The sequence below is a fragment of the Klebsiella sp. 141198 genome (assembly GCF_050600785.1).
GTDB classification, from domain to species: domain Bacteria; phylum Pseudomonadota; class Gammaproteobacteria; order Enterobacterales; family Enterobacteriaceae; genus Klebsiella; species Klebsiella aerogenes.
The window spans coordinates 172,289-197,056 of sequence record NZ_JAQIRM010000002.1 but is presented as its reverse complement, the minus strand read 5'-3'; the positions used below and the strand labels follow the sequence as shown (position 1 = coordinate 197,056).

The 24,768-nt window shown below is 40.2% G+C and carries 33 protein-coding genes; 29 read left to right on the top strand and 4 right to left on the bottom strand.

All coding sequences use genetic code 11. The features are described from left to right. Window positions 1-8 precede the first annotated feature (8 nt). From PGR10_RS06305 to PGR10_RS06195, 23 genes are all read left to right on the top strand, one after another. On the top strand, window positions 9-536 hold the full coding sequence (locus PGR10_RS06305; protein ID WP_430923184.1) for a hypothetical protein: 528 nt from the start codon (window positions 9-11) through the stop codon (window positions 534-536). After that, a complete protein-coding gene (locus PGR10_RS06300; protein WP_080958017.1) occupies window positions 514-1,614 on the top strand; it encodes a phage portal protein in 1,101 nt (366 codons plus the stop codon). The genes PGR10_RS06305 and PGR10_RS06300 overlap by 23 nt, the downstream gene beginning before the upstream one ends. After that, window positions 1,589-2,002: a hypothetical protein gene (locus tag PGR10_RS06295; RefSeq protein ID WP_156094524.1), complete on the top strand. Its 414-nt coding sequence runs from the start codon at window positions 1,589-1,591 to the stop codon at window positions 2,000-2,002. The genes PGR10_RS06300 and PGR10_RS06295 overlap by 26 nt, the downstream gene beginning before the upstream one ends. Further along, entirely contained in the window at window positions 1,956-3,002 is a 1,047-nt protein-coding gene (locus PGR10_RS06290; protein WP_430923183.1) for an HK97 family phage prohead protease, read from the top strand. Before PGR10_RS06295 ends, PGR10_RS06290 begins: the two co-directional genes overlap by 47 nt. Further along, window positions 2,950-3,876 (top strand): phage major capsid protein, encoded by a 927-nt coding sequence (locus PGR10_RS06285; protein WP_072058523.1) that lies wholly within the window; start codon window positions 2,950-2,952, stop codon window positions 3,874-3,876. Before PGR10_RS06290 ends, PGR10_RS06285 begins: the two co-directional genes overlap by 53 nt. A 1-nt stretch (window position 3,877) precedes the next feature. Then, the gene (locus tag PGR10_RS06280) at window positions 3,878-4,168 is read left to right on the top strand and encodes a head-tail joining protein (RefSeq protein ID WP_047065557.1); all 291 of its coding nucleotides are present in this window, start codon (window positions 3,878-3,880) and stop codon (window positions 4,166-4,168) included. Beyond that, entirely contained in the window at window positions 4,168-4,572 is a 405-nt protein-coding gene (locus PGR10_RS06275) for a hypothetical protein (RefSeq protein ID WP_430923182.1), read from the top strand. The genes PGR10_RS06280 and PGR10_RS06275 overlap by 1 nt, the downstream gene beginning before the upstream one ends. A gap of 1 nt (window position 4,573) precedes the next feature. Then, on the top strand, window positions 4,574-4,888 hold the full coding sequence (locus PGR10_RS06270) for a hypothetical protein (protein WP_052766025.1): 315 nt from the start codon (window positions 4,574-4,576) through the stop codon (window positions 4,886-4,888). After that, window positions 4,866-8,318: a tail fiber domain-containing protein gene (locus PGR10_RS06265; RefSeq protein ID WP_430923181.1), complete on the top strand. Its 3,453-nt coding sequence runs from the start codon at window positions 4,866-4,868 to the stop codon at window positions 8,316-8,318. Before PGR10_RS06270 ends, PGR10_RS06265 begins: the two co-directional genes overlap by 23 nt. Window positions 8,319-8,348: 30 nt before the next feature. Beyond that, the gene (locus PGR10_RS06260) at window positions 8,349-8,498 is read left to right on the top strand and encodes a hypothetical protein (RefSeq protein ID WP_226938388.1); all 150 of its coding nucleotides are present in this window, start codon (window positions 8,349-8,351) and stop codon (window positions 8,496-8,498) included. Continuing rightward, window positions 8,494-8,823, top strand: a complete 330-nt coding sequence (locus PGR10_RS06255) for a phage tail tube protein (protein WP_227505263.1) — start codon at window positions 8,494-8,496, stop codon at window positions 8,821-8,823. Before PGR10_RS06260 ends, PGR10_RS06255 begins: the two co-directional genes overlap by 5 nt. 64 nt (window positions 8,824-8,887) lie before the next feature. Beyond that, on the top strand, window positions 8,888-9,187 hold the full coding sequence (locus tag PGR10_RS06250) for a hypothetical protein (RefSeq protein ID WP_193126307.1): 300 nt from the start codon (window positions 8,888-8,890) through the stop codon (window positions 9,185-9,187). 38 nt (window positions 9,188-9,225) lie between these two features. Further along, a complete protein-coding gene (locus PGR10_RS06245) occupies window positions 9,226-9,579 on the top strand; it encodes a hypothetical protein (RefSeq protein ID WP_180244149.1) in 354 nt (117 codons plus the stop codon). Next, a complete protein-coding gene (locus PGR10_RS06240; protein ID WP_193126308.1) occupies window positions 9,566-9,799 on the top strand; it encodes a hypothetical protein in 234 nt (77 codons plus the stop codon). The genes PGR10_RS06245 and PGR10_RS06240 overlap by 14 nt, the downstream gene beginning before the upstream one ends. Beyond that, complete coding sequence (locus tag PGR10_RS06235; RefSeq protein ID WP_430923180.1) at window positions 9,744-11,771, top strand: hypothetical protein; 2,028 nt, start codon at window positions 9,744-9,746, stop codon at window positions 11,769-11,771. Before PGR10_RS06240 ends, PGR10_RS06235 begins: the two co-directional genes overlap by 56 nt. A gap of 138 nt (window positions 11,772-11,909) precedes the next feature. After that, window positions 11,910-12,338 (top strand): hypothetical protein, encoded by a 429-nt coding sequence (locus tag PGR10_RS06230; RefSeq protein ID WP_193126310.1) that lies wholly within the window; start codon window positions 11,910-11,912, stop codon window positions 12,336-12,338. Next, a complete protein-coding gene (locus PGR10_RS06225) occupies window positions 12,331-12,951 on the top strand; it encodes a DUF2163 domain-containing protein (protein WP_193126311.1) in 621 nt (206 codons plus the stop codon). The genes PGR10_RS06230 and PGR10_RS06225 overlap by 8 nt, the downstream gene beginning before the upstream one ends. Next, on the top strand, window positions 12,951-13,343 hold the full coding sequence (locus tag PGR10_RS06220; protein ID WP_396275352.1) for a DUF6950 family protein: 393 nt from the start codon (window positions 12,951-12,953) through the stop codon (window positions 13,341-13,343). Before PGR10_RS06225 ends, PGR10_RS06220 begins: the two co-directional genes overlap by 1 nt. Before the next feature lie 174 nt (window positions 13,344-13,517). Beyond that, the gene (locus PGR10_RS06215) at window positions 13,518-16,304 is read left to right on the top strand and encodes a phage tail tip fiber protein (protein ID WP_430923416.1); all 2,787 of its coding nucleotides are present in this window, start codon (window positions 13,518-13,520) and stop codon (window positions 16,302-16,304) included. Beyond that, on the top strand, window positions 16,273-16,539 hold the full coding sequence (locus PGR10_RS06210; protein ID WP_419339546.1) for a phage tail tip fiber protein: 267 nt from the start codon (window positions 16,273-16,275) through the stop codon (window positions 16,537-16,539). The genes PGR10_RS06215 and PGR10_RS06210 overlap by 32 nt, the downstream gene beginning before the upstream one ends. Continuing rightward, window positions 16,539-16,832 carry a hypothetical protein gene (locus PGR10_RS06205; RefSeq protein ID WP_430923179.1) on the top strand — a complete coding sequence of 98 codons (294 nt, stop codon included), beginning with the start codon at window positions 16,539-16,541 and terminating at the stop codon, window positions 16,830-16,832. The genes PGR10_RS06210 and PGR10_RS06205 overlap by 1 nt, the downstream gene beginning before the upstream one ends. Next, window positions 16,832-17,494, top strand: coding sequence for a hypothetical protein (locus PGR10_RS06200; RefSeq protein ID WP_072058522.1), 663 nt, complete (start codon window positions 16,832-16,834; stop codon window positions 17,492-17,494). The genes PGR10_RS06205 and PGR10_RS06200 overlap by 1 nt, the downstream gene beginning before the upstream one ends. Before the next feature lie 42 nt (window positions 17,495-17,536). Further along, window positions 17,537-17,815: a hypothetical protein gene (locus PGR10_RS06195; protein WP_142515272.1), complete on the top strand. Its 279-nt coding sequence runs from the start codon at window positions 17,537-17,539 to the stop codon at window positions 17,813-17,815. 34 nt (window positions 17,816-17,849) lie between these two features. Here the strand turns inward: PGR10_RS06195 and PGR10_RS06190 are convergent, their stop codons facing one another. Further along, complete coding sequence (locus PGR10_RS06190) at window positions 17,850-18,218, bottom strand: glycoside hydrolase family protein (protein WP_430923178.1); 369 nt, start codon at window positions 18,216-18,218, stop codon at window positions 17,850-17,852. A 124-nt stretch (window positions 18,219-18,342) separates the two neighbouring features. Between PGR10_RS06190 and PGR10_RS06185 the strand changes: the two genes are divergently transcribed. The 3 genes from PGR10_RS06185 (at window position 18,343) to PGR10_RS06175 (ending at window position 20,006) form a co-directional block, all read left to right on the top strand. Then, window positions 18,343-18,777 carry a hypothetical protein gene (locus PGR10_RS06185; RefSeq protein WP_430923177.1) on the top strand — a complete coding sequence of 145 codons (435 nt, stop codon included), beginning with the start codon at window positions 18,343-18,345 and terminating at the stop codon, window positions 18,775-18,777. After that, window positions 18,767-19,360 (top strand): hypothetical protein, encoded by a 594-nt coding sequence (locus PGR10_RS06180; protein WP_180244152.1) that lies wholly within the window; start codon window positions 18,767-18,769, stop codon window positions 19,358-19,360. Before PGR10_RS06185 ends, PGR10_RS06180 begins: the two co-directional genes overlap by 11 nt. A 331-nt stretch (window positions 19,361-19,691) precedes the next feature. Then, window positions 19,692-20,006 carry a holin family protein gene (locus tag PGR10_RS06175; RefSeq protein WP_257766358.1) on the top strand — a complete coding sequence of 105 codons (315 nt, stop codon included), beginning with the start codon at window positions 19,692-19,694 and terminating at the stop codon, window positions 20,004-20,006. A 41-nt stretch (window positions 20,007-20,047) separates the two neighbouring features. Here the strand turns inward: PGR10_RS06175 and PGR10_RS06170 are convergent, their stop codons facing one another. Continuing rightward, the gene (locus tag PGR10_RS06170; protein ID WP_142515274.1) at window positions 20,048-20,257 is read right to left on the bottom strand and encodes a hypothetical protein; all 210 of its coding nucleotides are present in this window, start codon (window positions 20,255-20,257) and stop codon (window positions 20,048-20,050) included. A 45-nt stretch (window positions 20,258-20,302) separates the two neighbouring features. Here PGR10_RS06170 and PGR10_RS06165 point away from each other — a divergent pair, with 45 nt between their 5' ends. The 3 genes from PGR10_RS06165 to PGR10_RS06155 all read left to right on the top strand — a co-directional run bounded on the left by PGR10_RS06165 (window position 20,303) and on the right by PGR10_RS06155 (window position 22,563). Continuing rightward, window positions 20,303-21,016 carry a methyltransferase gene (locus PGR10_RS06165; RefSeq protein WP_142689113.1) on the top strand — a complete coding sequence of 238 codons (714 nt, stop codon included), beginning with the start codon at window positions 20,303-20,305 and terminating at the stop codon, window positions 21,014-21,016. A gap of 91 nt (window positions 21,017-21,107) precedes the next feature. Continuing rightward, window positions 21,108-21,329: a DUF2188 domain-containing protein gene (locus PGR10_RS06160; protein ID WP_000517707.1), complete on the top strand. Its 222-nt coding sequence runs from the start codon at window positions 21,108-21,110 to the stop codon at window positions 21,327-21,329. Between the two features lie 487 nt (window positions 21,330-21,816). Then, window positions 21,817-22,563, top strand: a complete 747-nt coding sequence (locus PGR10_RS06155) for a MipA/OmpV family protein (RefSeq protein WP_430923176.1) — start codon at window positions 21,817-21,819, stop codon at window positions 22,561-22,563. Window positions 22,564-22,790: 227 nt separating this feature from the next. On the opposite strand, the gene PGR10_RS06150 is transcribed toward PGR10_RS06155, so the two are convergent. Continuing rightward, window positions 22,791-23,675 (bottom strand): D-hexose-6-phosphate mutarotase, encoded by an 885-nt coding sequence (locus PGR10_RS06150; protein ID WP_087859325.1) that lies wholly within the window; start codon window positions 23,673-23,675, stop codon window positions 22,791-22,793. A gap of 71 nt (window positions 23,676-23,746) precedes the next feature. Next, window positions 23,747-24,742, bottom strand: coding sequence for a glyceraldehyde-3-phosphate dehydrogenase (gapA, locus tag PGR10_RS06145; protein ID WP_004203784.1), 996 nt, complete (start codon window positions 24,740-24,742; stop codon window positions 23,747-23,749). Window positions 24,743-24,768 lie beyond the last annotated feature (26 nt).

Here is a 24,768-nt window from a genome sequence, read left to right as displayed (position 1 = left end):
GAAATATCATGGCAATAATTAGAGCAGTACCATTTAATTTTTCTGGTCAGATGTATAAGGGTATTCCAATCATGCCAACGTTTGATGATGCCAGTATTAATGCATTCAAGGTTATTCTCGGAGATGGAACCGAGATTGAGTATGAAGCTCCATTTACCGTAATTGATACTACTGCTTGGGCGGCAATGGTCGCCACTGCCGTATTATATGGTAATACTCCCGTAGTTAATCAATTTATGGTAGTTGATCCAACCGAAATATCCAGCGAGATCGACGAAATCAAAAAATTACTTGATGAAATTGATACCGTAATACTAAATAAACTAAAAGGTGATGGAGTTCAAAGTATAAATATTAACAATAAACAATTGATGTATTACTCCCCCGATGCACTAACCAGTTTACGTGCACAATATGTTAAACGTTTAAATGAATTACTTGCTAAGGCAAAATTAAATGCGGGTAATGATCCATTCAAGAGTATTACCCAACTAACAATTAGAGAAGATTTTTATGGCAAGAAAACGAAACTATAAATTTAGTACTAAACCAGTAACACCAAAAGCCCGTAAATATCATTACAGTACTAACCAGAAAATGACACGTGGAATACCAGAAGGGGATTACGCAGCCTATAACCTTTTCAATAACGGTATCTATATGGATACAACCGATATTAATAAGGTAATTAATGGTTTTCTACGTCCATTCCGCATGAGTTCACGTAACCTAAAAATGACTAATGGGATTTTTTCCAATTATGTTACCGTTTCAGTACGTGAGGTAATAGGTAGTGATGGGATCTACATTAGACCAATGGTTAACATGTTTGACGATATGGAAAAAAATATTGAATTGTCCCAGGAACTAGAAAAACGATTCTATAAATGGGCTACTGATGCCAACCAGTTTTCAGTACAAGGCAATATGGATATTGTCACCATGCAACATTTGATGGAAGAAACGCGAGCCGTTGATGGTGAGTCATGGCTACATGTTGAAAGCATTAATGGTGTATTAAAGGTTGAAATGATTGATTCGGCACGTGTACCCACCACAAACAATAATATGTTGGCTGGTGGTCGATACATTAGTAACGGAATAGAATTTGATAAGAATGGCAAGCCAATTGCCGTATATGTGATGCGATATAATCCAATTATGTACACCTATGAAATGGAAAACTTCGAACGTATTCCCTTCGAAAATATGCTCCATTACTTCAAACCTGCATGGGTGAATCAACAACGTGGTATACCAGATGTTGTGAATGGTGTTGAATCCCTAAAGAATATGCAAAAATTCCTGGATAGTTCACTATCTAGTAAGGTTCTCAGTACTAGCCTGATGGGATTTATTACTACTCCCAATACCAACGATCAGTATGTCAATCTTAATACAGAAGAAATTGCACAATATCAACATGACTATGCACCTGGTGCAATGATCGAATTACAGGAGGGTAAGGACATTAAGGAATTTAATCCAAAACTTGCCGTAGATGGTATCAAGGAATATACCAGTGAACTTTATAAAACTATTGCAATGAGTCTGAATATTACACCACAGGCATTAACTGGTGATGTAAGTGATGCCAGTTTTTCACGGAGCTAAACTTGCCGAGAATATTCAAGCTGGTGCATTCGCAGTACGTTCAAATCTATTCAAAAGTAAAGTATTGAAACCACTATATGAAATGTGGGTAAAGAATGAACTACTAAATAATAGATTGGAGTTTAGTTTTACTCAACTTGATCAATTAAATGACTGTGAATTCATCAACCAGCGTAAACAATCCCTAGACCCAATTAAGGATGCACAAGAGGTAATCATGCTGGTAGAGGCTGGCCTAATGTCCAAACAGGAAGCAATTGCCAAACGTGGTGGAGATCCAATCATTACTTTCCAACAAATCGAGCAAGAGAAAATACTAACTGACAATAAGGAAATTGAAAGTGAAACAGACCCAAACGAGGGAGATGATACTAACCCAAGTGAATGACGATAGAACGGTTGAACTATCGTTTATGTCAGAGGAACCAGTACCACGAGAATATAATGGTCGTGTACTGAATGAGATTCTAATGACAACGAATGATACCGTTAATATTGACCGCTTAGTTAATAATGGCCCAGTACTATTCAATCATGACTTTGACGAACCAATTGGCGTAGTTGAAAAGGCATGGATTGATGATAACGAACGTAAAGGACGTGCAATTGTTCGTTTTGGTAGTGTTGGCAAGTCCGCCGAAATATACGATCTAATTCGCGAAAAAATCCTCTCCAAAGTATCAATTGGTTATTCAGTACTGAATAGTGAAGTATCTGGAAATAACCTTATCTGTACTGACATAAATATATATGAGATTAGCATTGTTTCAGTACCTGCCGATAATTCAGTGGGGATTGGTCGAGGGATAAATACAACTAATATACTAACTAAAGGTATGGAAATGGAAGAAAATCAAGAAATGGAAAAAGAACGCTCGGAGGAAATGGAATCCGTAACCGAAGAACGTGTCGAAACTTCTACCCCAGAAAATGATCCAGACCATGACGGCGATAATGATGAATCTGCCGAAGGTGATTTTGATCATGATCACGAAATGGATGATGAAGTTAATGCCGATGATGAAGTTCGTGCACTCGAAGCCGAACTAAAACAGATTCGCAAAAGTAAGGTTATCGAAGCCAAGAAACGTGAATTAACCGAACAAATTAAGAATGAACGTGCAATCGAAATTAAGGCCATTGCCGAGGCATTCAATGTAGAAATTCCACAGGAAGATATTTCCGTAGAAGAATTTAAACGCATTATTACAGATAAACAATCCAAAGTTAATATTAAGGAAGAAATCCAAATGGAAAAAAACCAATCTTATGAAAATGCAGTTCGTGGTCTAAAAGGTCTATCCGTAGAGGAAATGCCAATGGTAGAAACTATCCTTGGTCGTCGTATGTCACGGAGTAGTACCGAAAGAACTACTAATCACCAATAAACGTGCACAGGATTTTACTGGTACTGTAACTGGTGCGGGTGATATTCAGACATCATATTATGGTTCATATATTGATAGTCTATTCCCAAATACCATTCTAGATCGTCTAAACATTTCTCGTCGTGCGGGTGCAGGTCACTCCCTAACCATTCCAGTACTGGATTCTATGGGTACATCTACCGATCCACTAGAACTAGGTAAGTTCCTGGATGAAGGTGAGGCCATTGTTGATGATTTCGGTAACTTCTCCAATGTAGTCATGATGCCAAAACGTTTTGGTGCCGCAATTCGTGAATCAAAGCAATTCCTACTAGTTTCTCCAACTGGTCAGGCAGATCTACAGAAAGCAATGAATGATCGTGTTCAGTATAAACTACAGAAACTCGTATTGGGCGTAGTTTCCACCGCAGCAAAACAGGCAAATACTGCAACCGCAGGTACTATTACCGCACAGGATATCGAAGATGCCGTAGAATATCTGGCAACCAATAATGTCGATATTACTAAGTGTGTGGCAATCTGTACTCCGGCGATGTATAACCGTCTACGCAGTACTGCACCATTATCAAATACTATCAATCAGGGTATTATTTCTTCTGGTTATCAATATGGTGAAGGTTTTTGGTTAAATCAGGAAGTATTTGTAATGCCAAGTACCCTTGCACCAAAAGATTCCATTCTAATTGGTGATTGGAGTGATGTTCTATTTGTCGATTGGCAAACTACTACCCAAATTTATGATATCTACACCCTAATTCCACAAGGTCTTGTACGTCTACAACAAGAATCATACTTTGATGTTAAGGTTCTACATAGTAAAACCGGTACTGGTGATGCAAAAACCTTCATTCAACTGAATCTAGGTACTGTTTAATATGTCAAGGGCATTTAATAGCAATCAAATTGATTCATTTCTAAATGCCTTTGGAGAAACAATTAACGTGGACGGTATATATGTACCGTCCATTGTTGAAATGAGAAATATCGAAATTGAAACGGGTGATGGATTTATTGCCGTTGATGAACATTGGTTCACATGCCGCCAATCCGATGTACCCGATATAGATATGGGTAGTACCGTAATCATTCGAGGTCAAACTCTAAGCGTATTCGATATTATTGATGATTTGAGTGGTATTATCGACGTTACAGCGAGGAGAAAGTGATGAAAGATGATTTAGTATCGAAGGTACGCGATGTAATGAACATTCTTATGGATGGTTCAGTACTGAATACCAAGATAAAACGTACCGAAAAAAACAAAGATATCTATAAACAAACCTCATTCAATTTCGATACTGCATTGGTAAACCTCTCCAATAGGCGTGGTGGAACATTCAATATTCAATATCTTTATTCGTCCGATCCAGTAGATGGGGCAGATCCCTATGCAATGTATGATACATTAAAGGGAAATTTTGACGATAATAAAGATAAGATATTCAATGATAATGGATTAAGACTAATTACAACCGATTATGTAATGAATGACATGATCACCGATCCACAAACGGGTTCGCAAAGCATTAGTTTCGCAATAAATATCCAAGTAATCGAAAAAAGGAAATAAAATGAGTAATATTTTTACGGGTGCAAGACTTCATATCTTTTATAATGAAGATGTACAAAACACACAGCTTTATTCGAAAAATAATATAGAAATTAATGAAGTAGCCGAATTCCCCCAAATTAATACAAATAATGGTGTCGTAGATGTCGATACCTATGATTCCGAGTATAATAGTAAACTACTGGGAGAAATTAGCGTAGAACCATTTAATATCGTGGTTAACTACTTACCCGACGATCCAACGCATCAATTCCTAATGGAACATGCAAAGGATCAAACCGAATTCCAAATGATTGTTCAATACCGGACAGGATGAAACACATGCATATTATTCATTAATTCCGGGAACAATCACACAATATAGCATAACTGGGGATAAAGATGCCGTTGTTCAATTGGATATGACATTTACCCCAACACTAGACGTTACCGAAATGTTAGCGATCATTCCTACACCACTTAATGTTGGTGATTTTGGTGTGGGTAGTAATGGCAATGATATACCACAATATCAACCGAGCACCCCCGATGGTAACTCATTCTATAAAGTTCCGGCAGGAAAGACCGATTCTCCCGATACCAGTACTGATTATATTGGTATTGCAACCGTCGATAATGGAAACATTAATAAGTTGGTAATGTCCGAAACTGGCGAATTGAAGGTATTTGTACAGGCGGGAGAAGGTACCGACTGGAAACAGTTATTCACCGACGATCAGGCAAATAATAAATTCGTACCCGTAACACGTAAAATTAGTGGTCATGATCTAACTACTGATATCAATCTTACCAATAAAGATGTTGGATTGGATAAGGTAACTAATGATGCACAATTAAAGATTTCCTCAAACCTTGCAGACCTAACCGATCCACAGGCCGCACGTAAGAATTTACAATTAGGTTCGATGGCAGTGCAACAGGCCGCAAGTGTAGCCATTACTGGTGGTACTGCAACTCTCGATACTCTAACCGTAAGTGGTAAGTCATCATTGAATGGTGGTTATATCGGTACCGAATATGCCATTGTATTGGATAACACAACTAGCGATCTGAATACTCTACTATTCAATAAAAAAGGTGGTGGAGAACGACAACTATATATCTGCAATACCGATGGTGCAGGTACCAATATTACCAATAAACCTACCAATGTTAAGGGATCATTTAATCTCGTAGTAGAGCGTGTACGTTATGCAAGCGATACGGACAATCTAACCAAGCAAACTCTATCAAGTCAGAATGGCGAACGTGTATGGTACCGTTTTGGTGGTAATAAGAGTGGTGCAACCATCCCAACATGGAATGACTGGAAACTCATTACTGTAAGTGATGATCTCGGTACTATGGCAAAACAGAATGCCGATGCAGTCAATATTACTGGTGGTACAATCGTAGTTGATAAGACTACTACCAATACACTTGGTGTTAGTAACGCCGCAACCATTGCAAATCTAACCGCACGTGGTAATACCATGAATGTACAGCCAGATACGGGCGGTACAACGGTTGGAGTACAGATCGGCTCGACAACACAATTAGTACAATCATATATTGATTTCAATACCAGCGGCCTAAATGTGAATTATGACTCTCGCATTATTGCAAGTGGTGGTACTGCGACGGATGGTAATGGAATTCTATCCCTAATCGGTCGTGAAATTAGATTAAATGGAGATGTAATCCTAAGTACCCCCCTTGGTATTAATAGTGGCGGTACTGGTGCCAATAATGCCACCAATGCCCGTACTAACCTTGGTGTATATTCGACAAGTCAAACCGATAATAAAGTTAGAGATATTGCCATCCCGTCAACAACTGGTGGCGATAACTACTATCTAGTGGCAACACTGAAGGATTCGCAAAGCGGAAGCGGTTTTGTACAATTCCGTGTCAATGGTGCCAATAACTATGGTGCACCAGTAAGTACATGGGATTATGTAAGCCTATCGGCACGTGGAATTGCAAATGGATTGAATACTACCAATGGCGATAGTTTCTTTACGCACATGCAAATGATGCGAGATAAGAGCAGTGCACCATTAGAACTTGGTTATGCAATTCAGGCCGATAAGAGCGTAAACATTTATCTACGTAGTCAATCGTATTGGCAAGGAACGCGAATTCAGGTTGATGCAATTGCCAATGGCGGTACTTTCATTCTGGGAGTATTGGCAACATATGATGGTAGTTCACAGGAATGGGTTAAGACAGTACCGACAGGATATACACCAATCGTTCCCAAGAATATGATTACCGAACGTGATAGTCCTGCATTCATGAATAAAGATAATAATTTCAGTACTAAACAATCTTTCAATGCCGATATTACGATCAATCCCGGAAGTGATGCCAACTCAATTCTAACTCTTGGACAATCTACCATACGTGATAACGGTACAAAGGCATTAATTATTAGTTCCAATAGTGGTACTACTACGGGTAGTCAGGGAATTTTCTTCCGTCCAAATGGTGATACAGATTCCAGTATTCAATATAATGGGAATTCACAAGGACATTACTTTACGGGTGTGACAAATTTTAATGGATTAGTTACTCTTGGAAGTATAACCAGTAGCGGTACGGCAACATTCAATATGTACAGTGGTAAGCGAATTGCCATTGATTTAACTGGCACTACTCGCGATCTCAATACTCTCATTTTCGTCGGTACTGACCAAGGTAATGAAAATCTATTTGTATGTAAGACGAGCGGAGGTGGTGCAAATATAACCAATATGCCGCCGGGTGTAGATGGAAACTTTACACTACGTGTTGAATCCATGCGTCAGAATACCGCAAATGATGCAACCAGTAGACAAACACTTGCAAGTAGTACTACCAATAAAACTTATGTTCGTTATGGTAAGATTACTACGAGTGGTAATGTATGGTCTGTATGGGCAGAATTATTGGATTCCGAAAGTGATTATACTCTAAATGGGGTTATAACATTTGGTGGTGCTACCAATTTCGATAATACTGCAACATTCAAACAAAATGTAACTACCAATGGTATTATCAATGCAGCGGGTGGTATCAGTTCTACCAAATATGCAACATTTAGTGGTTCGACAACCGTATTCAATAGTACTGCACAGTTTGGCGGTGGTATTAACTGCTATTCATCATTCAACTGTACCGAGCCTGGAACATTTGCAAGACAAGTATATTCGAAGGCAACCGTAACCACATCACAGCAAATTAATATTGGTGGTCTATTCCAAATGAAAATGGATGGTCGCGGAGGTTGGTCTGGTGGTGATGCATCCGGTGCATATTGTAATCTATGGTTAGAAGAAAATACCGGTAGTGAGCATTATATGTCATTAAGATTAAATGGATTCGGTAGTGATAGAATTTGGAGATTCCGCAGTGGTGGACAAACTACATCCCCATTGGGAGACTTACAGGTAGCAGGTTCGGATCGCCGTCTAAAAGAAGATATTGTACCGATTAGTACTGATGATGCCGTAAATGCACTTGACCGAATCAACCAAGTTAAGATTAGTGAATTCAAATTCAAGAGTATTGACCGTGTGCAACGTGGTTGGATTGCACAGGATCTTGATGCAATTCCGGGTGCCAAATATGCATATCTAGGTGGCACTACCACCGATGATATAGGTACCGAATTCCAAATAATGAACGTAGATAGTAATGCAATGATTGCCGACTTAATATTGGTAGTACAGAAACTATCTCAGGAACTAAATGAATTAAAGAGTAAATATAATGAAGGGGAATAACATTCCCCACAACCTTAAGGAAATATATTAATGGCAAGTAAATTTGATATTTTTAGTGGTGCTAATATTAGCCTCGAAGTTGGTACTGCAACCACAGATGGTACTGTAGCAACCGATTTTGTAATGGTACCGGAAGTTGCCGAATTCGTAACATCACGGATTCGAATCTACTGTAATTGATGTAAAGACATTTAATAGTGCATATAACCGTACTCTACTCGGTACTAAGAAAGTTCCCGATATCGAAGTAACGGTAAACTGGCTACCAGATAACACAGTACATCTAAAACTAAAACAACTAGCAGACGATCAAAAGCGTGCACAATTCCGCGTTACCTATTTTGATGATGCCGCACATACCAATGGTTATTTTGAGGTATATACGGCATTTGTTTCAACTACCACCAAGGCGGGTGATAAAGATCAAGTAGTAACTATGGCAGTTACACTTGCCGTTGATGGCGGTGCAGTTGCCGAGGGTGTATACGTTCCACCAAGTCTATAATGGATATCCACTAAATAATGGGAGAGTGAAATATTTCACTTTCCCTTTTTTATTGGAGAATGGAATGAATATTGAAGCATTAAAGAAAAAACTAAAACCAGAAAATCATGATTTTGAAATTGAAGGATTTACCATTAAGATTCATGTACCAAAAAGTGGTGACGTGGAAAAATGTACTGACTATTTCAGTACAGTAGTATTCTGTACAGAAGATGAAAATGGACAACCAATCTTTTCATTAGAACCGAGTGAAAAATATATTGATATACATGAAGTATCATATGATTATGTACTGAAAATTTGGAATGCAATTATGGAACTTACTTCGAAAACCAATAAGGTTGAAGAAATCGAAAAAAAATAAGGGCAGATAGTCAGCTAAAACTATACCTAAAATTAATAATGGCTGGTCATAGTCCATCTACAATCGAATCATTCCCCGATGGGCTATTTGATTATCTGCAAGTTTATGATTCAAACGTAGAACCATCGGGTACCCGAATCGATATGATGTATCATGCATGGAGTAATTATAATCTTACAATGAATAATCCAAATCTCGATTCCAAGGCACGTAAGAACCTTAAGATGACCGATTTTGATTTTCTCGATGTGATTGAATATCCGTGGCTTACTACACAAGGCAAGGAAGAACAGAGGATATTGGATAGACAAAATGCAACAATCGAAGAAGGTAATAGACGCCGTGAAGAAATAAAGAAACGAATTGAGGAAAGGAAGAATGGCAAAAAATGAAGAAATTGTAGTCAGGATTAATGGTGATACAACCGGATTACAAAAGGCATTGAAAGGTGGTCAAAAAAGCCTTGATGATTTTGGTAAAAATACTGGTAGTGGTTTTGCGAGTGGAATTGCCGATGGTTTAGGTAAGGCAAGTTTTGCACTAACTTCATTCACTGGTGCAGTACGGCCTTGCTGCAACTGTCGTTGGTGGTCTGGTAATCCAGTTAAATGATCAGGTTCGTGTACTTAACCAGTTATCCAAACAATCGGGATTATCAGTAAGTGAAATACAAAAACTTGGTAAGGCATTTCGTGAAACGGGGTTAGATTCCGAAAAATTATTGGACATAAACCAGGATGTTTTAGATCATTTGGGAGATGCATTTCGTAATGGTGGTGGTGTTGCCGATGATATAAAATCGGTTGGATTGGACGTTAAAGACTTTACCAAATATCTAAATCAGGCCGATGGTGGTATTAAGGCCATTATCGATACCTATTATAGAATGAAGGAAGGAAATGCAACCATTGCCGATCAAAAGTTCCTATTGGAATCTCTAGGAAGTGATGCTAGTAGATTAACTTCAGTACTGGATAAGTATAAAAACACTCAAGATGCATTGAATGCCATACAAAGTGAATCGGTGACAATTACCAATGAGACTGCCGCAGCATTTAGTACATTTGATGGTAATCTTAATACTGTAACCACTTCATTACAGACATGGCTTTATAGTGCAATTACTCCTACAGTAGAGGAACTTAATACATTATACACATTGATGAATAAAGATTGGACCAGTACCGATTTTATGAAGATGTTGTATCGTGGTGCAGATAATTTCCTATTGGGTGGTAAGGGGGTTATTCCCGATACACTTAAAAAATTACTAGGTAAGGATTCATTAGATAGTGCCTTTATTTCGGGATCTGCCGAGAATGATTTCATCAAAAGAAGTCAGGCAGGATATGAAGCCAACAAGGGCAAGTTTACCAAACCAGCGGCAAAACCTTTAACTGGTGGATGGGTAGACCCCAATGCAGCCAAAAACGCCGCAGATAAGGCAGCACGCGACGCAGCCGCCGCAGCCAAGAAAGCACAGGCCGAAGCCGAAAAAGCCGCTAAGGAACGCACACAAGCCCAAGAGAAGTGGGATAAGTTATTGGTGGATTCCATCGCCGATGGTGGTAAACGCCAATTGGATGAAATCATTCGACAAGGAGAAGCACAAGCCAAGGCAATCACCGAATCCGGTACTAAATTGGGTAAATCTAAGGCCGAGATCCAAAAGTTACTTAATGCAAATAGTGCAGCTACTTCCAAAAAGACTAACTACGAATTAATGCGTCAACTTGGTTTAAGTAATCCAAATCAATCATTAGTTGACCAAATTAATACCATCAAGAATGGTGGTGTCACAAAGGATATGGCTAACCAGATGGGTAATAGTCTCAATAATGAACTTCATGGAGAAGACACAATTGAAACGCAAAAGGCCAATATGGAAGCCCGTTATTCGGCATTATCAGAAGTACAGCAAGCATTATATGACAAGCAGTTAATATCATGGGATGAATTCCAGAGACGTAAACAGGATATTCAGAATAGTTATGAGGCCGAAAGTTTAGACCTACAACAAAAGACATCATTGCAGACATTGGATAGTTATGCCAGTACTGCCGGATCTCTTGCCGATATTGCCGCCAAGGCATTTGGTAAACAGAGTGGAGCCGCCAAGGCATTCGTAATGGCACAGGCAGGATTTAATATTGCCTCCGCAACAATGAGCATGTATACGGCAATCTCAAAGGCAATGGCAGAGGGTTTAACTCCCGCAGATCGTGCCGCCGCAATGGCAAGTGTTGCCGCACAGGGTGCAACATTAATTGCAGGGATCTCAAGCGTTGCAGGACAATTCCATGATGGGATCGATTCAGTACCGCAAAGTATGAATAACAAATCATTCCTACTTGCAGGGGGCGAACGTGTCGTAAATAAAACCAGTAATGACAAACTTACCCGTTTCCTCGATTCCCAAAACTCCAATAGTAATGGTCAGGGGATTGGCAATACTACAATCAATGCACCATTAATAATCAACGGTAGTGATGGTAGTGACGATAAGAAATTTAATGAGATGCTACAGAAACATAAAAACAGTGTAATGCAGGCATTCAATCAATCGCAACAAAGGAATAGATAATGAGTGATATTCAAAAATTTTCCGATGCAATTAAGGTGAATGTTTCACTTAAAAGCATTGAGCCACAATATGCAAATACTTCATGGACTGGTCAAAGGGTAACACGTAGTACACGGAATCCAGTACTATGAAGTTTCCATGACACTACAGTTCAATAAGAAAAGCTATCCAGAATTTAACATGTTCATGGCAATGTATTCCCAATCAAGACCATTCATGATTGGCCTTGGTCTATATGGCAAGTATTCGGGAATACAAACGGGTGTACTGAATGTAACAACCACTACCGCAGCAGGTAACAGTACATTCCCATGTAATAATAAACTTGAGGTGGGTTCTCTAATTCAATTTAGTAATCATAACAAGTTATATCGAGTAATGCCCGGTACTACATCCACTTCCATTACCGTATTCCCATTTCTACAGCAGAATGTACAAATGGGTGAGGTGGTAAAATATGATAATCTGATGGTAGAAATGACAATCGATCCAGATAATGACTGGACAATGCCAATTGCAAATAAGGTTGACGTGAGTATTAAGGGTAGGGAGGTTATCAATGGATGATTTCCTAACAAATCCAGATATTATTGCATATTATAATGAACGATATGGTACTGATAAAACCGAGTTATCATTTCCAGATCTATTTGGAATTAATGTAGTCGTATTCTGCTATGATTTATTTCCCGATGGTATGAGTGGTTTTCACTGGACGGATTCATTAATTGATCTTGATGTGGATGGATATCGTTATACAAGTTTTCCATTTATCATTGGTGATTCACTTAAATCTGTAACCGAAGAAAAGGGCATTAATAACAATCAATTATCTCTAAAGATCAGTAATGTAAATACTTCTGTAAGGTCACTTGCCCTATCTAATGCATTTCGTAATGCCCAATTTAATATCAAGTTGGCAATTATGAATCCACAGACGGCAACTATAATCGGTACCATCCTTATATATTCTGGATATGTCGATTACTTCCAGAGCGTTACCGATCCCATTCAGGGAAAGAATGAATTAACCGTATATCTTAATAGTGTTTATCAGAAACTGGATATACAACCATCATTGATTGCCGCCAATAGTGCATATCAATCATATTATCCGGGGGATGAATTCTTTTCCCTTCTTGGTCAAGTTAACCAAAATCAAATATGGAAATACAAATAATGTTGAATAAAATATATGAAATTGCAAGTGATGTAATTGGAATGCAACACGAATACGGCAGTGATGCCGATTGTAATATTATAGCCCTTAAGGTACTGGATCATATCGCGGGTACTGATTGGGTTAGCAAGGCACAATATACATCTCTTAAATCTGGAATATCAAATCTTAAGAAGGTTGGCTATGCCTCAGTACAGGAAATCATAATTCAGTACTGTGATGAAGTACAGAGAGAACATACTATTGATGGTGATCTACTCTTTTTCGATGATCCCATGAATATTGGATTGGTGGTAAGTGGTCACCTACTCACTGCGACAAATGAACATACTACATTTAGATTAATTAATAAGCCCAAGGGCAAATACTATAGAGTAAGGAGTGATACATGAGTGGTGGAATTGGTGGTTTCATTAGTGCGGTACTTACTGCCGTAGTTGTCGCAGCCGCCGTATATTTTAGTGGTGGTACTGCATTGGCTGCATTGGGATGGGGAGCCGCCGCAGGTGCATTATCCCTTGCAATGACTTCCCTAATGCCAACATTAGGTATTACTCCCTATAGTGATGTATCGGATTCTCTATCTCGTAGTACAAGTCCAACCACACGGATTACCCGTCATATATGGTGGAGACTTACCACATAAAAACGGTGTTGATGGTGGTTCATTTATTCTAACTGGTACTATCTGTAGTTGGGTTAATATCCTTAATGACCAGAGTCAATATCTATTCAGTGAACAAACGTCATGTTATGCGGGTATCGAAAAGCACATACAACAAATTTATATCGATCAAGAACCAGTATTGGGAGTACCCATTACTACGGATGGTATTGTACCAGATAGCTATCTATTAGAACGTTATCGTGGATTACTACAATTGGAAGTTCGATTTGGTGGTAACTATACCAATACAAAAACTCTTGCCAAACAATATGCAGGTTCTAAATGGAAGGATAACTTCTATGGTAAGGGCGTTGTAAGTATCAGTACTGTAATCAAGAAAACGCAAAAATCATTAGAAAGCAATACACTTGTAAATGATCAATTTACCATGACCGTTGAGTTAAAGGGTCAGAAAATTATGGATCTTGCCGATGGTATAGAGAAATGCAGTTCCAATCCACCAAGTATTATCTATGATATTCTCACCAATAGTATATATGGAATGGGCGTCAATCCTGCATTGATTAATGTGGATACATTTATGGAGGCTGCATCCTATTGTAAGGCAATGCACTACTATGCAAATGGTTCTCTATCATATCAATCTACCTATAAGGAAAATATTGATTTAGTACTGCAATCGTTCAATGGATTGCTTTATACCTATATGGGTCAGATCTGCATTTCTGCCGATTATAAGAAACTTGCTGTTAGAGATTTTGATGAAAGTATGATGTTTGGAGATTTTACCGTTATTGGTTCTGGTCAAACTGATTACTTCAATACAATGGATTTGAAATATACAAATACATCAGATCTTGCGATGTATAATACGGATGTATTGCGTCTTCCAAGCGATATTAATGATCCAATCGTAATGAAAGATGGTAAGGTAATTGCCATAAGCCGTGATTATTCCTGGGTATATGATACTGAAACACTTGCAAAGTTGGGTAATATCGAATTACGTAAAGGGCAATTTATATTACGTACCGTCACATTCACTACCAATGATGCAATGGATCTAAAGGTAATGGACTGCATCAATATCAAGAATTCCGAATGTGAAATTAATGGTAAGTTCAAGATTGTATCCAAGGAAATTCAGACTACCCAAAGTAGTGCGGGGTATGTTTCCCTAACATGTGTGGAATGGCCTGATGCCGTTTATGATGGAACAGATCAAGGTATTTGGTCTCCACCAGGAGTGATCATTAATCCGGCGTTAATCGTAGTACCACCAAGTAATGTTGACGTTGTAAAACGTGGAAATACACAATACGGTACCGTAATCGATGTTACATGGACGGCAAGCCCAGATATTCACCTACGTGGATATTATATCTATTATAAACTATCCACTGCCGATACATGGACATATGCAGGTAGTGCATCCAAGTATGAAACACTGTTTACCATATTTGGTATTGCCGACCAGGAGAAATACGATTTTGCCGTGGCAGCATATAATGATATTGGATTGTTATCCGAGAAGGTAACGAAGGATGGTATTGTACCCGAATATGATTTTGCATTACCTCCGATCACTGGTCTTGTACTATCCAATGGTACCGGATATGTAACGCCATATAGTAACTTCAATCTCGTATGGGATAATCAGAAACCTATTCCCCTTAATGGACGTACATTTGCCGATTATTTCAACTACTATCAAGTACAGATATATGATGGGAGTACCGTAGTATCTACATATCGAACTACCGATAATACATTTGATTTTACACTGGATAAGAATATCAATAGATTGCGTAAACCTACCATCGGTATTACGGCAATTGGATTTAGTGCAGGGACATATTCTCCCGAAGTTAAAATAACCGTAGAGAATAAACAGGCATTACCCCTTAAGAGTCTAACCATTACTGGTGGTTTTGGTAATCTCTTTGCAAGTTGGGAACAGGGCGGAAATGAACCAGATTATGCGGGTGTGGTAGTACAGATCCGTTCCGGTACTACCAGTACTACATATATTTCGAATAAGCCAGAATTTGATAGTATTCCAAATATCTCCGATGGTACCTACTATGTTAAGGCGGGTGCATATGATGTATTTGGAATGGACAATATCACATATACTGCCGAACAAGAAATCACCATAAATTCAAAATATCAATTTACACAAGAAGATGCCGATGCCATTAATGGTATTTTGGATCTGGATACACGTCTTAGTAATACACTAGATACTGCTGTAAATGAGAGTAATGCATATACGAATGTACAAGTTGATAAACTACAGAATAATATTGATGGTAATACGGCAAGTATTGGTGAACTAAGCAAAACCGTAGTAGATATGGATAGTGCATTCTCCCAGCAGATTACACAGCTACAGGCACAAACGGATGATGGTTTTGCAACCGTAAGTCAGGAACTATCCGCCAAGGCCGATACAGATAATGTAAATGCGAGTTATTCACTAAGTGTAAATGCAAATGGTACCGTTGCAGGTATGCGACTTATTGCCGATAGTTCTATTCCTGATAACACGGCAATCTATTTTGCCGCAAATAAATTCGTAATTTCTGGTAGTGATGCCGCAGCCGTGGGGGGTACACCACCATTTGTAGTTAAGAATAATACTACATACCTTCAAACGGCGATGATACAGCAGGGTAGTATCGGTACAGCATATATACGGAGATTTAAGTGTTACGAATTCTAAGCTCGCCAATGCCAGTATTAATGGTGCCAAGATTATTGATGGAGAAATAACCAACGCGAAGATTGGAAGTTATATCCAAAGTTACAACTATCCTAATAATGGTTGGAATCTAGATAAGAATGGTACATTAAATATTCTTGGTAGTGGTGGTACTGGAAGAATGCAAATAAATAATAATCTAATACAAATTTGGGATAATAATAACGTACTGCGTGTACGTATGGGGTTATGGTAATGGCACAGGGGTTACAATGTTGGGACGCCTCCGGGCGTCTGGTAGTGGATATTGGAGATTATAATATGCGTTATATGGGAACTTACTCAATTATTTCTCAGGGCGGTGTGGATAACTTCAATATTAATGTACCGGGAATGCATCATAATGGATGGGTGGCATTTCCCGTAAATAAATATAATATGAATGAATGGTACTGCGATTGTCAGGAAGGATTCTTTACAGCAAAGTACCTGCCAACCGGCGGTATATATGGAACATACCAATTCGTCGTCTATAAGTGGGAGGTATAATGTCTGGATTCGAAGTCTATAATTCGGCAGGTGCATTAACCATCGATAGTAATAATCGCAGTACTGTATCTAGTCAGTTAAAATATATTGATAGACCACTGATGGATTATGGATATTATACAGCGGTAAAATCTGCATTTGGTACTGGTGCTCAATTGGGCTTTCTTCCATATCAATTTTTTGAAACTAACAATCCAACATTATCCGTATGGTGTCAAATGACAATTGATGGTGAATATGCATTTCCAGGTGCAGGAATGTTCCATGCAACTAATAGTGCAAGGTTCATGATTACTCGTAATGATACTGCAATATCTAGTGGATATTTGGATTGTTTTGATGGTTCTGGGCGTTTGGTTTGGTCAGCAAGTGCAGCGGGAACAATGCCACGTATTGTAGGCTTTTTTACAATACCGGCAGGTTATAATCTGGCAAATACAATTACAATTAACACTCCAGCGAATCCTTGGTTTTTATATAGTGCAATGCCTTTCAATGTTTCTGATGGTGAAGGTGCACTTGGATATAGTGGTATTGCAGTAAAAAGAGTTAATGCAACTACATGGCAATTACAATATCCAAATCAATATCAACGAAGTTACTTGGATGCGGTTGGTAATAGAGAGTTACGTATTCCATTGGCATACTTTACAGGTTATTAAATGATAAATATTTCTGAGTCAATTAATAATGGAATATAATATATGAATACAGTTATAGTTATCATTCCAATTGTAATATCATTAGTTGCATTAGTATATTCAATTGTCCGAGATAAGGCGAATGATACTGCTGATTTAATTGATAAGATTACCAAATTGGAAACTGATAAATCATTAATGGTAAAAGATATCGATTATCTTAAAGAAGGGATGAAAACTCACAATTCGGTACTGAATTCGTTAACGGACAATGTTAATGATATTAAGGTTAAACTTGAGAGAGTATTGGGTATACTCACACAAAAGGCCGAGGCAGCATAAAAACAAAGGGATAACCAAGCGGCTATCCCTATTTTTATTTGTTTTTTAGGTCGGCAATCATTGCATCAACTCGATTTGGCGTTTGTACATACCATGCCGAGGACTTTGCCTGTACTACTGCCTCTTTATAGTCGCCTTTCTTCAATGCAGCAATCATTTTTTTGAATTGTCGAGTTTTGGTAATTCCCAATTGGAATACCATTAATACCATAAAATCTTGCCAGTCATTAGGAAGGGCAAGACCCAATTTATATGAATCATTTCGTGCCGAAACCATATCATTATATAGAATTTTATCGGCAGTCTCCTCGGTAATTCCATTAGGGAAACTTTCGCCCGGTTTTAATAGGTGTCCATATCCAATCGTGGGAAAGCCGAGACTATCTTTATATACACGAAACATTCCATTTCGATAATAACCCATATGGGCTTGGTATTCTTTTGTTCCGTTCGTATTGCTTCAATTTTGAAATAATGTCCATTCGATATCTCCCGAATAAATAATGATATGGTATTTAGGGGGATGTATGGAATGGGAATTTAATCCGAACGACTGGAACGAAGACGAATTAACCAATGGAAGTTATTGTACTTTCGTCTATTTAATATTATTTGACGATGGATATTTTTATGTAGGCAAGAAAAATATATATCGAGGTATAAAGGATGCAAAAAATATCAAGAAGACCACCAAGGAAAGTAACTGGCGTGAATACGAATCGAGTTCCAAAACAGTACAGAATCGTATTGCACAAGGTTATGCATACCGCAAGATCATTCTATGGGCGTATACCACATGCAACGAAGCGACATTTACCGAATCCATGTTGATTGGCGAAACATGTCGTAGTTCATATCGACTCAATAAAGCAGTAATGGAGAAGTACCGAATCGAGACAATCAAACCCCGTACAATGATAGTACTGGATTATTTGAAGGAGACATATATCAATGGCAGGTAAGGGAATTCAAATAACCAATCTTGGAAATACCAAGAAATATCTCAATAATGCCGTGGGTAAGGTTATTGATAACTTTGATGGTGAATTTATACGCCAGACAAAGGCATTGAGTGTACATCTACAGCAGGGTATGAATAATGCCATTGATAAAGGGGCGGTATCTTTCACACAAAGAGCAGTACTGTACTTTTATAATAAACATAGTGATGGAAGTATTACAGCGACAATCAAGATTAAGGAGCTACAGGCAAAGTATCTCTATGACGTAATTGTACAGCCAGATATCATCGAAAAATTCGTACCTACAAGTTCTGCACGACTTACCGCACAGGGAAACATTCCACGACTGAAAAGTAATATTGATAGTGGTAGATATAAGGTGGTAAAGAGCGGTGGCAAGGAAAGATTAATTGATACAAGTAAAAAAGCCAAGACCGAGGCAGGACGACGTAAGAGGGTAATTGGTGTACGTGAGAATAAGAAGCGTAAAATTGTATATGACTTCTATAAGAATGCCGAAATTGGAGTAGAAAAGATTATTGCCACAATGCGTGGTACTTACAAATTTACAAGAGGAATATGATGTACGATAAACACTATGACGAAATGACGCCATACATATTAGTTGATGGAATTACACCATTTGCCAATAGTATAGCAACGCATAATGTACATATTGCCGAGGGAAGTAATAGGCGATGCAAGAAGAAACTTAAACACTTCAGCAAGAATTACAATGGTGAATATCATATGAATATCATTTTCGAGAAGAATCAATCATTCTCAGAAGGTGACATACTTACATGGAAATTACACGACGAAGTAATGAAACTATGTGTAATCGATAATGGAAAGTTATTTGTGAAGGGTAAACACTACTATAGTTTTTGTTGTCTAATTATTGAGGAATGAAAATGTTAGATATTATCAAGAAAATAATCAATATTTTGATGGGTATGACCGCCAGTACTAATGCTACTAGTACTGAAAATGTTACTACAACCAAGACCGTTGATGATAATGCACCCATTAAGGAAACGAATGAAACCAATAGAGAGGAAATAAAAAATGGTTTAACGTGGCGTAATGCGTTAGGTTACATTTGCGTTGCTATACTTGCTTACTCCTATATATTAATCCCGATTGCAGATTATTTTGGTATTGCATTAATCCAAATGCCATTGGGTGATATTATTAGAATTATCATTTTATTGACCAGCGGAGGTTGATATAAAGCCGTTTGCATATAGCATAACGGCTTTTTTGCTACTTACCAATCCCAACTTACCGTAGTGTCTAAGCCCCTTAGATTTGTATGCTCGGTTCTGGTTGCCTGAAGAACAACTTCACCAGTCTCTTTCGATTTTATATCAAAATACTCAATCTCGGTTTGTCCCATTGTTCCTTTAGTTCGCATCCGAGTTCTCACATACTCATATTTTTCACGTGGATAGCTTAATTCAAACTGTGCATCTGTCATTTTATTTCCCTAAATATCCGTACAAGATTTGTACAAGGATATTATATGGCAAGAATTACAAAAAAGGAATCTACATTACATATTAAAGTAATGGATTTAATTCATTCAGACAAAGCATTAACACAAGATGATAAAGAGTTTATATTTAATAACTATAAAGGTGATGGAATAGGTGCTACTGGTGCTTTTTTCACACCAGAAATGCTCGCATGGGATTTCATAATTGATGCTGGTTGTACTGGTCAGTGTATCGAACTATGTGCGGGTATCGGTCGTCTCAGTTACTACCAGTACCTAAGAAACAAGCCAACACACATTACATGCGTTGAACTGAATCCCGAATACGTGATGATCGGGAAAAGGGTGTTACCAGAGGCAGAATGGATAACTGGTGATGCTCTCCAATTCACTCCTGACCGTTTTTATGATGTTGCCTATGGTAATCCTCCATTTGGTAAGATCAACACCTCAGAAGTGCATACAGGCCGTTACACTGGTTCAGAGTTTGAATACAAGATTATCGACCGTGCTCGTGAGTATGCATCATTTGGTGCATGGATTGTTCCACAAGGCTCTTCTGGTTTTGTGTACAGTGGTGCACAGTACTATGACAATAGTAGGCCATCTGCTAAGTACCTACGTTTTATTAATGACACTGGTTTAGAATTGCATTCTGGTGTGGGTATCGATACGAGCATTTACAAAGATGAATGGAACGGTACAAAGGTTATATGTGAAAGTGTGACTGTAGAATATTAAAAACGTGAGCATAAGCAAGCGGAACGCAAGATATTGGGTCTATAATTAATTATTGCACCGTATGGTGTATTTCACACAGCAGGTAATTTGTATGGGTAAGAACCAACATGTAGTGACACATCCTGATGGATGGGCTGTAAAAGGTGAAGGTAATGAACGAGCAACTTCTGTACATTCAACACAAGCTGAAGCTATAGAAGCTGCTCGTGAGATAGCTCGCCACCAACAAAGTGAATTGTTAATTCATGGTCGTGATGGTCAGATACGTGAGAGAGATTCTTACGGGAATGATCCGTTCCCTCCAAAGGGTTGATATACATAAAGAGGCCAGATGGCCTCTTTTTTACGTCGGTGTGAATGTTCCCATTGATTAACGTATGCGTCCTTTCGTTTTTTAGCACAGGTTGAGAGCCGTTCATATGAATAGTAGGGGCCCCCGGAAGGAGCAGGCTGAACGACATCCTTTACTTATCAGCAACCCTCGTGCCAGGTTACAGAAGCGATTTGGATAACGTGCTCTGCGACTACACCTTCTAAATTTAAGCGTAGATGCATTTAGAAAACTTGCATGCCGCTAAAACTCAATTTCAATGACATATCAATAACTCATCCGGAAACCAGGCAATTTTTCGCATATCTTGCCAAAGCCTTCCATTAATCTGTCATGAAGTCGCAAAAGGGCGGTCATTAAGCAGTGGGAAATTGTTCGGTTTAGTGTAAGAGCAAGTAAAGCATTTGAGGCATGACCTCTACGACGTTAAACTGCACGCGCTAATTATTTGACAACAGGAATATGGATCGTGACTAAAATCAAACTTCTGGCACTGGGTGTGTTCATCGCGACGTCAGCTAGCGCAGTGCACGCTGACGGGAAGTTAACGCTGGGGGCCGGCGTGGGCGTCGTCGAGCATCCTTATAAACAATATGATGCAGATGTTTACCCGGTACCTGTCATTAGTTATGAAAGCGATAACTTCTGGTTCCACGGTTTGGGTGGTGGCTACTACCTGTGGAATGATACCAACGACAAACTGTCCGTGACCGCTTACTGGTCGCCAATGTATTTCAAGCCGGGCGACAGCGACAATTCGCAGATGCGCAAGCTGGATCGCCGCAAATCCACCATGATGGCGGGTTTAAGCTACGTTCATAACACTCAGTACGGATTCCTGCGTACGACGCTGGCCGGCGATACGCTGGACAACAGCAACGGCATCACCTGGGATTTGGCATGGCTGTATCGTTATACCAACGGCAACCTGACCCTGACGCCGGGTATTGGCGTGGAGTGGAACAGCGACAATCAAAACGAATACTACTACGGCGTCTCGAAGCATGAGTCGAATCGTAGCGGCATGCGCAGCTACGATCCTGACAGCAGCTGGAACCCGTATCTGGAGCTGGCGGCGAACTATCGTTTCCTCGGCGACTGGAGCGTTTACGGTATTGCCCGTTACACTCGTCTGTCTGACGAAATCACCGATAGCCCGATGGTGGACAAATCCTGGAGCGGCCTGATTTCGACTGGGATCACCTACTCCTTCTGATAGTGCACTTCCACAGACTTTTTTATGCATCAAAACAGGGCGTTATGCCCTGTTTTGCTATACGGTGGTGCGGAAGTGGCGACCTCCCACGACAATTCGCGTTTATGCCGGGTGGCGGCTACGCCTTACCCGGCATACGGGTCGAGCCCACTGTCGCCTGGAAAACACGGTGTTAAGTAGGCCGGATAAGCGAAGCGCCATCCGCTCACGCCAGACGCTTGTCGGTCTTAACGCTTCACAACGCGAATGGTCTGCGCCAGGCGAGTGGGTTTCTCTTCGCTGGCTTTCTGCGGCGCGGTAACGCAGCAGGTTTCCACGCACACGAAAGTTTTGTAGCCGTCATCCGGCATATCACCCATGCTGACGGAAAGCGCCGGGCCCGGGTTCCAGGCAACGACGTTACCGTGGTGGCGATGGATCACATCGATGTTGCGCTTCAGGACATCATCATGAATCACGCTGCAGGCTTCGGCATTCAGATAAACGCGGTCGGTACGGTCAGGGAAGGTCTGGATGCCGTCTTTCAGCACGCCTTCTTCGGCATTCAGCACTTTATCAACATAGCGGTCGCCAAGGCCGCTAACTTTCACCGCCGCGATATCGCCAACGTTGAAGTAGGTGTGCAAGGCGGATGTGGTTTCAAACTCGCCGTGGGCTTCCAGTTCGATCTCGCAGGTCTTACCCAGCTTGAAGCGCGCATACAGCGTAAAGTCGTGCGGCCAGTATTTGCGGGTTTCGTCACTGCTCTGCAGTTCGAAGGTCAGCATCACGCCGTTTTCATCTTCGTCCTGGCATTTTAGCGCCCACGGCAGGTTGCGTGCGAAACCGTGCGACGGTAGCCCCTGCTGCGCTGACGGGCCGAACCATGGCCAGCAGATGGGTACGCCGCCGCGCAGGGCGACGCCGTTTTTAAATGGGGTATTGTTGCTTAACCACAAAACTTCTTCTTCACCGGCCGGTTGCCAGGAGAGCAGGTGAGCGCCCTGTAGGGCGACGGAAGCTTTTACCTGCGGGTGGTCAACGACGATAAGTTCAAGATCGTCCAGCTTACGGCGGGAGAATGCAGGAGAAAGTTGTTCAATCACCGGGAGAGCAAAAATTTTATTAATCATTACGCCATCCTCTTTCAGGCAAAAAAAAGAGCGACCGAAGCCGCTCTTATTGATTACTTATTCATCTCAACTTATTTGGAGATGTGAGCAATCAGGTCCAGAACTTTGTTGGAGTAACCAGTTTCGTTGTCGTACCAGGAAACCAGTTTCACGAAGTTGTCGTTCAGTGCGATACCAGCTTTAGCATCGAACACGGAAGTGCAAACTTCGCCGTTGAAATCGGTAGATACAACGTCGTCTTCGGTGTAACCCAGAACGCCTTTCATTGCGCCTTCAGAAGCCGCTTTGATTGCTTTCTTGATTTCTTCGTAGGACGCTGCTTTTTCCAGACGAACGGTCAGGTCAACAACGGATACGTTCGGAGTCGGAACGCGGAACGCCATACCGGTCAGTTTGCCGTTCAGTTCTGGCAGTACTTTACCTACCGCTTTAGCAGCGCCGGTAGAGGACGGGATGATGTTCTGAGCTGCGCCGCGGCCGCCGCGCCAGTCTTTGTGAGACGGGCCATCAACGGTTTTCTGAGTGGCGGTAGTCGCGTGAACGGTGGTCATCAGGCCTTCAACGATACCGAAGTTGTCGTTGATGACTTTAGCCAGCGGAGCCAGGCAGTTGGTGGTGCAGGATGCGTTAGAAACGATGTCCTGGCCTGCGTAAGTGTCGAAGTTAGCGCCGCGAACGAACATCGGAGTGTTGTCTTTGGACGGGCCAGTCAGAACGACTTTTTTCGCGCCAGCGGTGATGTGTTTACGAGCGGTTTCGTCGGTCAGGAAGATACCGGTTGCTTCAGCAACAACGTCAACACCAACTTCGTCCCATTTCAGGTTAGCCGGGTCACGTTCAGCGGTAACACGGATTTTTTTACCGTTAACGACCAGATGACCGTCTTTCACTTCAACGGTGCCGTCGAAACGACCGTGAGTGGAGTCATACTTCAGCATGTAAGCCATGTACTCTGCGTCTAACAGGTCGTTGATTGCAACGATCTCGATGTCAGAACGTTTCTGAGCAGCACGGAAAACAATGCGACCGATACGGCCAAAACCGTTGATACCTACTTTGATAGTCATATATTCCACCAGCTATTTGTTAGTGA